This window comes from Caulobacter sp. SRI_014 (assembly GCF_057586315.1).
In genome coordinates this window covers 69,931-82,565 of the sequence record NZ_JBYCZQ010000009.1, presented here as the reverse complement: position 1 = coordinate 82,565, position 12,635 = coordinate 69,931, and the positions used below count along the sequence as shown (strand labels likewise).

Sequence of the window (12,635 nt, the reverse complement as noted above, 5' to 3'; positions counted from 1 at the left end):
CGCTAGCCGCCCGCCAGGGGCTCCGTTCCGCCGGTCGAGAAGTCGCGCTCCGACCCGCGCCGACGAACGCCGCCGGCGGCGATGGCCGGCTGATAGCTGAAGCAGGTTCCTGGACGGTCGAAGGCGGCTGCGGTCGGAACGTCGTCGATGTCGATCCACCGGCCCCGCGACAGCCAGATGGCGCGCCGCAGCAAGAGCCGCGCCTCGGCCTCGTCGGGGGGCAGGACGGCGAGTGAGCGACTGTTCAGGCCGGCCACCGACGTTCCGACCACGCCCTCCGGCGCCACCAGGACATCGCCCTCGAAGCGCCACTCCAGGGTTACGGCTCCGTCCTGCAGCAGAGTGGCGCGCCGGCCCCCCGCGGCGAAATCCTCGACCATCAGGTCATAGCGCCGCTCGCTGGCCGGTCGGGCCGCATGGGCTATCGCCAGGCCCGCCAGTTCGAACTGATGCGTGCATTGCTGGCGCACATCGGTGTGGCGGTAGAGGGCGGCGGGGTGCGTCCTCAAGTCCAGGCTTTCGAGGGCCGCCAGGGCGCCGCTGGCCAGCGGGCAGCTGGTCCAGGGATAGCGGATCGATCGGCCCTCCACCGCCGTCACCCTCTGGCCGTCGTGGCGCAGGGTGACGCCGAAGCGGTGGAAGTCGTCCTCCAGCTCGGCCTGCACCGAGGTCTCGTCCAGGGTCCGCAGCAGGATGGCCCGGCGAAAGGCGCCCCCCGGTCTGGCCAGTAGCGGCATCTCAGGCCGGGACCGCGAACAGGGGCCTTGGGGTTCCGTAGAGGGTGGTGCGCCGCCGCGCCGGCCGGCCGGCGGCGACCAAGGCCGCTTCCAGGTCGGCGGCCTGCAGTTCCTGGCCATGGGCCGAGCCGGCGGCGCGGCTGATCGATTCGTTCATCAGCACCCCGCCCAGGTCGTTGGCTCCGGCCCCGAGGCAGGCGATCGCCCCATCGAGGCCGAGCTTCACCCAGGAGGCCTGGATGTTGTCGATCTGGCCATGCAGGGCGATGCGGGCGGCGGCATGCATCAGCACCGTTTCGCGCCAGGTCGGCCCACGCCGCGCCTCGCCGCGCACATAGATCGGCGACTGCATATGGACGAAGGGAAGGGGGACGAACTCGGTGAAGCCGCCGGTCCGGGCCTGCAGCCTGCGGATGGCGAGCAGATGCGTCGCCCAGTGGTCGGGCCGGTCCATATGGCCGAACATGATGGTGGCGGTGGTCCGCAGGCCGACGTCATGCGCCGCCTCGATGACGCCCAGCCACTCCTGCGTGTTGAGCTTGTCCGGGCAGATCACCGAACGCACCTCGTCGTCGAGGATCTCGGCCGCCGTGCCGGGCAGGGACCCCAGCCCCCGGTCGCGCAGCATTTCCAGGAGTTCCCGCCAGGTCAGGCCGAGGGTCCTGGCCCCGTGAGCGATCTCCAGTGGGGAGAAGGCGTGGACATGCATGTCAGGGACGGCGGTCTTCACCGCCCGGCAGATGTCCAGGTAGGTCGCGCCGGTATAGCGCGGGTGGATGCCGCCCTGCAGGCAGACCTCGGTCGCCCCCTTCGCCCGCGCCTCGCGCACCCGGCCGGCGATCTCTTCCAGCGGCAGGTCGTAGGGTTTGTCGCGGTGGCCGGCCTTGCTGGAGGTCTTGGAGAAGGCGCAGAAGCTGCAGCTGAAGGTGCAGATGTTGGTGTAGTTGATGTTGCGGTTGACCACATAGGTCACCGCCTCGCCGACCGCCGAACGGCGCAGTTCGTCAGCGGCGGCGACGACATCCAGCGCCGCCTCGCCCCGGGCGGCGAACAGGCCTGTGATGTCGGCGGCCTCGGGCGTCTCGCCCGCCAGCACCCGCGCCAGACAGCGATCGAGCGCTTTCGAACGTCGTCGCGCCGAGGCGGGCAGCGGGCCGAGCGGGCGGTCGATGCTTCCCGGCGCAGCCAGCGGCATGCCAGGCGACCAGTCGCTTTCGCGGGCAAGGTTGTGACTGTCCGACAGGGCCCGGGCCGGTCCACGGACAGCGCGGTCCAGCCAGGCGTCGGGCTCGGACAGATGCCGCGGCCAGATGGCCAGCCGCTCGACCAGGTCATGACCCTCGGCGGCGCAGTCGGCGGCCAGGGTGTCGATCTGCGGCCAGGCGGCTTCCGGGTTCACATGGTCGATGGTCACCGGCGAGATGCCGCCCCAGTCGTTCAGCCCCGCCGCGATCAGCCGCGCCGTGCGGCCGGGATTGAGGTTGGGCGGCGCCTGGACGCCGACGGAGGGGTCGAGGATCAGCCGGGCGGCGGCGATGGTCCAGACCAGCTCGTCCTCGGACGGTTCGGGCGCATCGGCCATGCGGGTGCCGGGTTTGGCCCGGAAGTTCTGGATGATGACTTCCTGCAGGTGGCCGTGGCGGTCGTTCAGCGCCTGCAGGGCGTAGAGGGCGTCCAGCCGTTCGGCCCGGGTCTCGCCGATGCCGATCAGCAGGCCGCTGGTGAACGGGACCCGGGCCTCGCCCGCCGCTTCGATCGAGGCGAGCCGCACGGCCGGAACCTTGTCCGGCGAGCCGTGATGCGGCCCGCCCTTGACGCACAGCCGCTCGGCCGAGCTTTCCAGCATCAGCCCCATCGAGGCGCTGACCGGCCGCAGCCGGGCGTAGTCCTCGGCGTCCAGAATGCCAGCGTTGATGTGCGGCAGCAGGCCGGTCTCGCGCAGCACCCGGCCGGCGACGTGTTCCAGATAGGCCAGGGTGGTCTCGAAGCCGAGCTCGGCCAGGGCGGCGCGGGCGGCCGGGTAGCGCAGCTCCGGCTTGTCGCCGAGGGTGAACAGCGCCTCCTTGCAGCCGGCCGCCGCGCCCTGGCGGGCGATCTCGAGCACCTCGTCCGGGGTCAGATAGGGCTTGGCCATGCCGCGCGGGGCCTTGGCGAAGGTGCAGTAGTGGCAGACATCCCGGCACAGCTGGGTGAGCGGAATGAACACCTTGCGCGAATAGGTCAGCGTGCCGCCGAACGCTGCGTTACGCACGGCCCGGGCCCGGTCGGTGAGGTTCTCCAGCGGCGCGGTGAGCAGGTCCTGACGCAGGTCGTTCATGCCGACTTCCTCAACGGGGCCAGCGCCTGGCGCAGCATGGCGGCGCTGTGCGTGGCGGGGGCCAGCAGGATGTGGCCGATGTCTTCCGGCCGGTCGATGTCGAGGCCCAGCGGCCCGCCCTCGATGATCTGCAGCGGCAGGCCGAGTGTCTGTGCGGCCGCCAGGTGTCGCCTGAAGCTGTCGCCCCCGAACCTCGGCGGAGTCTCCGCGCCGGCCGGCAGGCCGATCGCCCCCGTGCCGCCATCTGCCAGCGAGGCGGCCAGCAGCAGGGCGCCGCTCGCAACCGCCCGGGCGGCCATCTCAAGATCGGCCGGCCCGACGAGGGGCAGGTCGCCCGGCAGCAACAGCACGGGCGCGTCGGCCTCCGCCCTGGCCAGGCGCAGGCCGGCGACGAAGGCGGCGTTCAGGCCGAACGGCTGCTCTTCCACCAGGGCCACTGCGCCTCGGCGCCCTGCGATGTCGGCCAGCTCGGGGGTCGGGGTAACGACGATGACCGGCCCCAGCCCGACCGCGCCGGCGGCGGCCTTGAGCATGTCTTCCAGCATGGCGGCGACCAGCGCCTGGCGGTCGGCCGCGCCGAGAACCGGCGAGCACCGCGACTTCGCCTGCGGCCCGCCGCGCACGGCGATGACCAGGGTCGTCCTCATGCTGTCGCCCTTTCCAGGCTGCCGGCGAAGGCCAGGGTCTCGCGGGCCAGGCGGCGGCGGTCGTCGTCGCCCTGCATGACCGAGGCGGCGGCGAGGGTTCGCACCCCCATCGCCTCGATGGCCGGAGCGCGGGCTGCATCCGCGTTGTCGATGACCAGCCCGTCGATCAGGCCGGCGTAGTGACGGGCCACGGCCTCGACGCCGGGCTCGATGTCCAGCTCGACCATCAACTTGGCGGCCGGTCCCTTGAGTGCCTGGCCGGCGATGATCGGCGAGACGGCGACAACCGGCGCAGGGCTGCGTTTCAACGCCTCCACTACTCCCGGAACGGCCAGGATCGGATCGACGCTGAGGTAGGGATTGGATGGACAGATGACGATGGCGTCGAGGTCCGGCCGGGCCAGAGCCGCCGCCAGGCCCGCCGACGGCCGGGCGTGTTCGGCGCCTTCGAACCGGATGCCGCGCACCACGGGGGCGCAACGCTCGCGGACAAAGTAGTGCTGGAAGGCCAGTTCACCGTCGTCGGTCCGCACGAAGGTGCGCACCGACCGGTCGCTCATCGGGACGATGGCGGCGCTGAGGCCCAGCGCCCTGGCCAGTTGTTCGGTCACCGCCGACAGGCTCTCGCCGGCCGCCAGCCGGCGGCTGCGCTCGACGTGGGTGGCCAGGTCATGGTCGCCGAGCTGAAACCAGTCCTCGCCGCCCAACCGCTTGACGGCCGACATGAAGCTCCAGCTCTCGCCCGCCAGGCCCCATCCCCGCTCGCGGTCGGCCAGGCCCGACAGGGTGTAGAGGACCGTGTCGATGTCCGGACAGATGGTCAGGCCCAGGTGCTCGAAATCGTCGCCGGTGTTGACCGCGATGGTCAGGTCGCCGGGCGCGAGCTCGGCCGCCAGCCCGAAGGCCAGTTTGGCGCCGCCGACGCCGCCGCAGAGGGCCAGAACGTGGCTCATGACCCCGTCACCGGAACAGGTCCTGATCCAGCGGCCGCAGCATCTCGCCAATGCCCTCGTCCTCGGCCGGCTCGTAGATGGCGCCCCGCACGACGGCCACCGGCGTGCCCTCGGCCGCCTCGCCGATCACCAATGAGGCGGCAGCGGCGATCTCGTCGGCGACCCCGATGACGGTGGCCTGCAGCACCCGGCCAAAGAGGTCGCTCTCGCCCCGCCGGTCGCGTAGCGGGCGCAGGCCGGAGACGCCGATGGCGGCGCCGGTCGTGCCCATCCGCCAGGCCCGGCCCAGGCTGTCGCCGACGATCACCGCCAGGCGGACCCCGAACCGCGCCTGCAGGACGGCCCGCAGCCGCGCGGCGCTGGCGTCCGGATCGACCGGCCAGAGGAGGGCGGTCTCGCCCCCGCCCTGGCTGACGTTGGACATGTCGATACCGGCGTTGGCGGCGACCTGGCCGGTGCGGTGGCGGGCGATCAGCACCCCTGGCGCCACCCGCATCACCTCCTGCGATTCGGCGTGGATCAGTTCCACGCTGGCGGCGTCCTTGCCGGCCAGGGCGGCGTCACGGACGGCGTCGTCGCGCGGAATGACGGTGTCCAGGCGTACGGTCCGGCCCTCGGCCTTGGAAACAACCTTCTGGGCCACAACCACGACGTCGCCCTCGGCCAGGGTGGTCCCGCGGGCGACGATGGCGTCGGCGATGAGACCGCCCAGGTCGTCGCCGACCTCGATCAGCGGCACGCCGGCCACTGGGCGCACGGTCAGCCCCTCGGCGACGGCCGGCGCGTCTTTGGGCTTGCCGGTGATGCGCAGGCCGGCCTGGTTGATCTTGTAGCGCCGGTTGATCTGGATCAGCACCGAGGTCATGGCCTCGGCGGCGGCCGAGTTGGCCAGCGGACCGACATGCCAGCTGCGCAGACCGATGGCGGTCAACAGCTCGCGCACCGCCTCCACCGCCTCGGCGTCGTCGCCGGCCACCAGCACGTCGGCGTCGATGCCGCCGCCCGCCGCCAGCTTCTCGGCTCCGATGGTCTGCAGCGCCGAGATCACCCGCACGCCCTCGCCGAGCCGTTGGGCCGCTTCCACCGCCGCGGCGCCGGAAGCGGGCAGCTGGACGGTCCCGACCTTGGGCTGGCGCAGGGGAACGGTGGTGTCGACGACGATCTTGCCGGCGACGCTGTCGCGAATCTGGTCGAGCGTGTCGGCATGGGCGGCGTAGGGAACGGCCAGGAAGCAGATGTCCGCCGCCGCCGCCGCCTGGGCGAGGCCGGCGCCGGCGACAACCACGCCGGGGTGGTCAGCGGCGATCTGATCGGCGGCGGCCTTGGCTTTGGCTCCATCGCGCGAGCCGATCCAGACCGCCTGGCCGGCCAGGGCCAGTCGCAGCGCGAGGGCCGAGCCCAGGGCGCCGGTGCCCCCAAGAATTGCGATCTTCGCCACGCCGATCCTCTCGTTTCCCTCATCGCCGCGATGCCCACTCTTGTGTGGAGGACGACCACGCGGGGTTTTCCCCGTCCGCTGTCAGGACTATAGACTCTCATCATGATTATGATCAACTATGCAGAACAGCGACCTTGATCAGCCGGCGAAACGAGCGGCAAATCCCGGTCGCATAGGGAGAAGATCATGGGCGACAAGCCAATCGCAGAAGGCCTTTTCGAGATTGTCGCGGGGGCGCCGCGCCTGGTCGGCGGCCGTCGCCGAGGCGACGGGGCCGTGACCTTCCCCATGCCCGTCGGCTCGGAATCGACCCTCTATGAGCCGGTCCTGCTGTCGCCGGAGGGGCGGCTGTGGTCCTACACGGTGCAACGGTTTCGCCCCAAATCGCCGCCCTACGCCGGCGCCGAGGACGATCGCAGTTTCACGCCTTTCGCCGTCGGCTATGTCGAGCTGCCGGGCGAGGTGATCGTCGAGGCGCGCCTTGAGATCGATGACTTTGCCGACCTCAAGGTCGGTCTGCCGATGACCCTGGCGCTCGCGCCGTTCGCGCTGGCCGGCGGTGAGACCGTCACCAGCTACGTCTTTCGCCCGACCGCCTGAGGAGCGCAGCCAAATGACCGACGTGCACATCATCGGAGCGGGCATCCATCCCTTCGGCCGTCATGACGATATGAGTGGCCTTGATCAGGGGGTGTTCGCCGTCCGGGAGGCCCTGGCCGACGCCGGCCTCGACTGGACCGACATCCAGTTCGCCTTCGGGGGATCCTCCGCCGCCGGCAACGCCGACGCGGTTCTGCCGCGGCTGGGGCTGACCGGAGTGCAGTTCATTAATGTCGCCAACGGCTGCGCCACCGGCGGCTCGGCCCTGCTGGCCGGCTACTGGGCGGTCAAGTCCGGGGAGTTCGACCTGGGCGTGGTGGTCGGCTTCGACAAGCATCCGCGCGGGGCCTTCAACGCCGATCCGGAGGAGTGGGGCCTGCCGGCCTGGTACGGCGAGGTCGGCATGATGCTGACCACCCAGTTCTTCGCCAACAAGATCACCCGCTACATGGACCTGCACGGGATCAGCGCCCAATCGCTGGGGCTGGTGGCCGAGAAAGCCTATGAAAACGGCGTTCTGACGCCCCATGCCTGGCGTCGCCAGGCGGTGGACATCGACACCATCATGACCTCGCAGATGGTCTCCGATCCCTTGACGAAATACATGTTCTGCTCGCCGGCCGAGGGCGGGGCGGCGCTGATCGTCACCTCAGACCGCAAGATGCGCGAGCTGGGCCTCAGCGGACCGAAGGTGCGCGGCGCCGCGGTCCGGACCCGGGGGGAGGGGTCCTTCGAGGTCTTCGCCCCCTCATTGAACATCAACCGGGGACCCTCGCCGACCCAGACGGCGTCGAAGGCGGCCTATGAGATGGCCGGGGTCGGGCCGGAAGATATCGACGTCGCCCAGCTGCAGGACACCGAGTCCGGGGCCGAGATCATGCATATGGCCGAGAACGGCTTCTGCGCCGACGGCGAGCAGGAGGCCTGGCTGGCCGAGGGGGCGACGAAGCTCGGGGGGCGGTTGCCGGTCAATACCGACGGCGGCTGCCTGGCCTGTGGCGAGCCGGTGGGGGCCTCGGGCCTGCGCCAGGTCTACGAGAATGTGCAGCAGCTGCGGGGCCGCGGCGAGGCGCGGCAGGTCGAGGGGGCGAAGCTCGGCTACAGCCAGGTTTATGGCGCGCCCGGCCTGTCCGGCGTGGTGATCCTGGAGGCTTGAGGTGGCTGCGACAGGCGACTTCGCCGGCCGCGTCGTGCTGGTCACCGGGGCCGGGGCGGCGGCCGGGATCGGCGCGGCGACGGCGCGCGCCTTGGCGGCCAGGGGCGCATGCGTGGCGCTGGCCGACCGCGACGGGGCGGCGGCGCAGGCCTCGGCGGATGCGATCGTCGCCGACGGCGGCCTGGCCAGGGCCTACACCCTCGATGTCACCGATCCGGCCCAGGTCGAGGCCGTTGTCGCGGCGGTCGAGACCGAGCTCGGTCCGGTCGCCGTGCTCGTCAATAATGCCGGCATCGGGGAGCGCACGGGCTTCCTCGACCTGACCCTCGAGGCCTGGCGCCAGGTTATGGACGTCAACCTGACCGGGGCCTTCCTCTGCGCCCAGGCGGTGGCGAGGCGGATGGCAGCGCGCGGGGCCGGCGGCGTCATCATCAGCGTGGCCTCGATCGCCGGGCTGACCGCCGTTCCGGGACGGGCGGCCTATATTGCCTCCAAGCACGGGCTGGTCGGCCTGACGCGGGCCCTGGCCCTGGATCTCGGCGGCGCCGGCATCCGGGTCAACGCGGTCGCGCCGGGGTCGGTGGAAACACCCCTGACGGCTGAATTGCTGGCCAGGCCGGGGGCCCGCGAGGCGACCGGACGGCGCCATCCCCTGGGGCGGCACGGCCAGCCCGAGGAAATCGCCCGCGCCATCGTCTTTCTTGCTTCGGACGACGCGAGCTTCATCACCGGGGCCTGCCTGCCGGTGGATGGCGGCTTCCTGTCCGGCAAGTCCATCTGATCACAGCCTGACCTCAGCAGCGTCCAGCGCCCTTCCTGGTGGCCGCTGTCCTCATCGCCCCGGAGCCCGGCTCCGGGGCGGCTCTTTTACAATCGGACTAGATCATGATGACAATCATGATAAATAGGAGCCAACAATCTGCCGCGCGGGAAGCGGCGAGCGCAGCCAGGGAGCCCGGGAATGAACTTCGAGCACAGCGATGAAACCAAATTCTGGGTGGCCAAGGTCCAGCAGTTCCTGGACGAGCACATCTATCCCAACGACGCCCTCTATCATGAGCAGGAAGCCGCCGGAGACCGCTGGAAGGCGGTGCCGATCGTCGATGAGCTGAAGGAAAAGGCCAAGGCCGCCGGCCTGTGGAACTTCTTCATGCCGCCGCACAGCGGCCAGACCCACGTCGACGACAGTTTTCACTTCGAAGGCGTTCAGCTCAGCAACGTCACCTTTGCCGCCATCGCCGAACAGCTGGGCAAGATCGGTTGGGCCAGCGAGGTATTCAACTGCGCCGCGCCGGACACCGGCAACATGGAAGTGCTGATGCGCTACGGCACCCTGGAGCAGAAGGAAAGGTGGCTGCGCCCGCTGATGGACGGCGACATCCGCTCGGCTTTCCTGATGACAGAGCCGGCGGTGGCCAGTTCCGACGCCTCCAACATCCAGACCAGCATCGTCCGCGACGGCGACGACTATGTGATCAACGGCCGCAAATGGTGGTCCTCGGGCGTCGGCCATCCGCGCTGCGACGTCTACATCCTGATGGGCAAGACCGATCCTTCCGCCAGGACCTACGGCCAGCAATCGATGCTGCTGGTGCCGGCCAACACCCCCGGCATCAAGATCGAGCGCATGCTGCCGGTGTTCGGCTACGACCACGCCAGCCACGGCGGCCACGCCCAGGTGCTGTTGGAAAACGTTCGGGTGCCGGTCAAGGACGCCCTGCTGCTGGGCGAAGGCCGTGGCTTCGAGATTGCCCAAGGGCGCCTCGGCCCGGGGCGCATCCACCACTGCATGCGCATCGTCGGCTGCGCCGAGAAGGCGCTGGAGATGATGTGCCGCCGCCTGCTCAGCCGCCGGGCGTTCGGCAAGCAGCTGTCTGAGCATTCGATCTGGGAGCAGCGCATCGCCGAGGCCCGTATCGACATCGAGATGTGCCGCCTGCTGTGCCTGAAGGCCGCCTATATGATGGACGCGGCCGGCAACAAGTCGGCGCGCGGCGAGATCGCCATGATCAAGGTCGCCGCTCCGCGCATCGCCTGCAAGATCATCGACGACGCCATCCAGGCCCACGGCGGGGCCGGGGTAACCACCGACTTCGGCCTGGCCGAACTCTACGCCAACACCCGCATCCACCGCCTGACCGACGGTCCCGACGAGGTCCACGCCCGCACCGTGGCGCGGATGGAGCTGGGCCGCTACGCCCCCGCGCCCGCCAGCCGCGTCGCGGCCGAGTAGGGGAGGCGGTCATGGCGCTGGAGCTGTCGCCGGCCGATCTCGCCTTCCGGGACGAGGTCCGGGCCTTCCTGGCCGAGAAGCTGACCCCCGACCTGGCCGCCGCCGCCGGCCGCCAGGCCGGGGTGTTCGCCGATGGCGAACTCAGCCGCCGCTGGCACCGGATTCTCCACGAGCGAGGCTGGGTCGCCCCCGCCTGGCCACGAGAATACGGCGGGCCGGGCTGGACGCCGCTGCAGCGCTTCATGTTCGACGACGAATGCGCCAGGGCCGGCGCGCCGCAGATCCCGGTCATGGGGCTGCAGATGTGCGGCCCGGTGATCATGCGTTACGGCACGGAGGCGCAGAAGGCGTTCTTCCTGCCCCGCATGCTGTCGGGCGAGCATTACTGGTGCCAGGGCTATTCGGAGCCGCAGTCCGGCTCCGACCTGGCCTCGCTGCAGACCCGCGCCGTGCGGGATGGCGACGACTATGTGGTCAACGGCACCAAGATCTGGACCACCCACGCCCAGCACGCCAACTGGATGTTCCTGCTGGTCCGCACCGCCACCGAGGGCAAGCCGCAGGCTGGCATCAGCTTCCTGCTGACCCCGATGGACGCCCCCGGCATCAGCGTGCGGCCCATCATCAGCATCTCCGGCGAGCATGAGGTCAATCAGGTCTTCTTCGACGAGCTGCGCATCCCGGTCGCCAACCGGCTGGGTGAAGAGAACGCCGGCTGGACCGTCGCCAAGCACCTGCTGGAGTTCGAGCGCGGGGCCGGCGCCGCCGCCAGCCGCCTGGGCCGGATGGTCGACCACGCCCGGTCGATCGCCCGGAAGGAGCTGGGCGGCGAGGGCTCCAGCGTCTGGGATGAGGACGCCGCCTTCCGCGCCCGGCTCGGGGCCCTGGAGATCGAGATCGCCGGCCTGGCCCACGCCGAGGCCCAGGCCGCCGCCACCCTGTCGGCCGGTGGCGACATCGGGCCCACCGCCTCCCTGCTCAAGCTGCAGGCCTCGACCCTGCAGCAGCGGGCCACCGAACTGGCGATGGAGGCCCTCGGCCCCTACGCCGTCGCCGACCAGCGTGGGGCCCTTGGCTATGGCGCCAATGAGCCGTCGGTCGGGCCGGAGCACGCCGTCACCCCGACCGCCAAGTACCTGAACACCCGGGCGGCAACCATCTACGGCGGCTCCAGCGAGGTTCAGCGCAACATCCTGGTGCGCACCGTCCTGGGCCTGTGATGTTTTCCGGTCAGGGGCAGCGAAATAGCCGTTGCAATGAATTATAATCATCATCATAATTAGGCCAACGATCGAAGCCTGATCCGAAGCGCCAGCGCTTTGCCGGGCCAACAACAGGGCGGCCTTCAAGGGTCGACGGAGGAGACGAACGTGAACGCTATCGTCAAAGAATTCAAAGTCATCGACACCGACACCCATGTCATCGAACCCTATGACCTGTGGACGTCGCGCATCTCCACCGCGAAGTACGGCGACAAGGTCCCGCACGTGAAGTGGGACCCCAACATGAACGAGGACGCCTGGTTCTTCGGCGGCGACCGCACCGGCGCCGCGGCGGGCGCCGCCATGGCCGGCTGGCACGAATACCCGCCCAAGCGCCCGCAGCGCCTGGAGCAGGTCGACCCGGCCCTCTACCAGAACACCGCCCGCCTCAAGAAGATGGACGAGTACGGCATCTGGGCCCAGGTGCTGTACCCCAACGTCGCCGGCTTCGGGGCCGGCAAGTACCTGGCGCTGGGTGACACCGAGCTGATGCTGGCCTGCGTGACGGCCTACAACGACTGGCTGACCGAGTGGTGCAGCGTCGCCCCCAACCGCTTCATCGCCCAGTGCGCCCTGCCGTTCTGGGACCTGAAGGCGACGATCAAGGAAATGACCCGCTGCGCCCGGATGGGCCACAAGGGCGTGGTCATGTGCGCCGAGCCGGAGACGTTCGGCCTGCCCAAGCTGACCGATCCCCAGTGGGATCCGCTGTGGGCCGCCGCCCAGGAGCTGGGTCTGCCGATCAACTTCCACGTCGGCACCGGCGACATGTGGTACTTCGACATGATGCATGAGAGCGTGAAGCCCCATGCCTCGTTCGCCTCGATGGGCGCGCTGTTCTCGCTCGACCTGGCCCAGACCATCTCGCAGCTGACCTGCGGCGGCGTCTGCCACCGCTTCCCCAACCTCAACTTTGTGGTCGTCGAGAGCGGCGTGGGCTGGATTCCCTACCTGCTGGCCAGCCTCGACTACCAGTGGCTCAACTGCGGGGCCCACAAGGAAAACCCCGAGTACAAGCTGCTGCCCAGCGAGTTCTTCAAGCGCCAGATCTACGGCTCCTTCTGGTTCGAAAAGCCGACCCTGAAGCTGGCCATCGACGTGCTCGGCGCCGACAACATCCTCTACGAAACCGACTTCCCGCACCCGACCAGCATGAGCCCGGGCCCGGCGACCTCCGCCCAGCACCCGGCCGTCTACATGGAAGAGGTGTTCAAGGACGTCGCCCGCTCGGACGTCGAGAAGATCGTCCACGGCAACGCCAAGCGCATCTACCACCTGGACGACTAGTCACC

Annotated in this window: 11 protein-coding genes; 6 read left to right on the top strand and 5 right to left on the bottom strand. The window is 69.9% G+C overall.

Going from position 1 to position 12,635, the window contains the following annotated elements; translation table 11 throughout:
• Positions 1-2 precede the first annotated feature (2 nt).
• The 5 genes from AC2YG9_RS17865 to cofE are packed head-to-tail and all read right to left on the bottom strand — an operon-like array spanning position 3 to position 6,092.
• Positions 3-737, bottom strand: coding sequence for a hypothetical protein (locus AC2YG9_RS17865; RefSeq protein ID WP_487299342.1), 735 nt, complete (start codon positions 735-737; stop codon positions 3-5).
• Between the two features lies 1 nt (position 738).
• On the bottom strand, positions 739-3,054 hold the full coding sequence (gene cofH / locus AC2YG9_RS17860) for a 5-amino-6-(D-ribitylamino)uracil--L-tyrosine 4-hydroxyphenyl transferase CofH (protein WP_487299341.1): 2,316 nt from the start codon (positions 3,052-3,054) through the stop codon (positions 739-741).
• Positions 3,051-3,701: a 2-phospho-L-lactate guanylyltransferase gene (gene cofC, locus AC2YG9_RS17855; protein ID WP_487299340.1), complete on the bottom strand. Its 651-nt coding sequence runs from the start codon at positions 3,699-3,701 to the stop codon at positions 3,051-3,053. The genes cofH and cofC overlap by 4 nt, the downstream gene beginning before the upstream one ends.
• Entirely contained in the window at positions 3,698-4,654 is a 957-nt protein-coding gene (gene cofD / locus AC2YG9_RS17850; RefSeq protein ID WP_487299339.1) for a 2-phospho-L-lactate transferase, read from the bottom strand. Before cofD ends, cofC begins: the two co-directional genes overlap by 4 nt.
• 7 nt (positions 4,655-4,661) lie before the next feature.
• A complete protein-coding gene (cofE, locus tag AC2YG9_RS17845; RefSeq protein ID WP_487299338.1) occupies positions 4,662-6,092 on the bottom strand; it encodes a coenzyme F420-0:L-glutamate ligase in 1,431 nt (476 codons plus the stop codon).
• A 186-nt stretch (positions 6,093-6,278) separates the two neighbouring features.
• Between cofE and AC2YG9_RS17840 the strand changes: the two genes are divergently transcribed.
• The 6 genes from AC2YG9_RS17840 (at position 6,279) to AC2YG9_RS17815 (ending at position 12,630) form a co-directional block, all read left to right on the top strand.
• Positions 6,279-6,692: a Zn-ribbon domain-containing OB-fold protein gene (locus tag AC2YG9_RS17840; protein WP_487299337.1), complete on the top strand. Its 414-nt coding sequence runs from the start codon at positions 6,279-6,281 to the stop codon at positions 6,690-6,692.
• Positions 6,693-6,705: 13 nt separating this feature from the next.
• Positions 6,706-7,848: a thiolase family protein gene (locus AC2YG9_RS17835; RefSeq protein WP_487299336.1), complete on the top strand. Its 1,143-nt coding sequence runs from the start codon at positions 6,706-6,708 to the stop codon at positions 7,846-7,848.
• Between the two features lies 1 nt (position 7,849).
• The gene (locus AC2YG9_RS17830; RefSeq protein ID WP_487299335.1) at positions 7,850-8,629 is read left to right on the top strand and encodes an SDR family NAD(P)-dependent oxidoreductase; all 780 of its coding nucleotides are present in this window, start codon (positions 7,850-7,852) and stop codon (positions 8,627-8,629) included.
• Between the two features lie 180 nt (positions 8,630-8,809).
• Positions 8,810-10,081 carry an acyl-CoA dehydrogenase family protein gene (locus tag AC2YG9_RS17825; protein ID WP_487299334.1) on the top strand — a complete coding sequence of 424 codons (1,272 nt, stop codon included), beginning with the start codon at positions 8,810-8,812 and terminating at the stop codon, positions 10,079-10,081.
• A gap of 11 nt (positions 10,082-10,092) precedes the next feature.
• Positions 10,093-11,301: an acyl-CoA dehydrogenase family protein gene (locus AC2YG9_RS17820; RefSeq protein ID WP_487299333.1), complete on the top strand. Its 1,209-nt coding sequence runs from the start codon at positions 10,093-10,095 to the stop codon at positions 11,299-11,301.
• Positions 11,302-11,451: 150 nt separating this feature from the next.
• Entirely contained in the window at positions 11,452-12,630 is a 1,179-nt protein-coding gene (locus tag AC2YG9_RS17815) for an amidohydrolase family protein (RefSeq protein ID WP_487299332.1), read from the top strand.
• Positions 12,631-12,635: the final 5 nt, after the last annotated feature.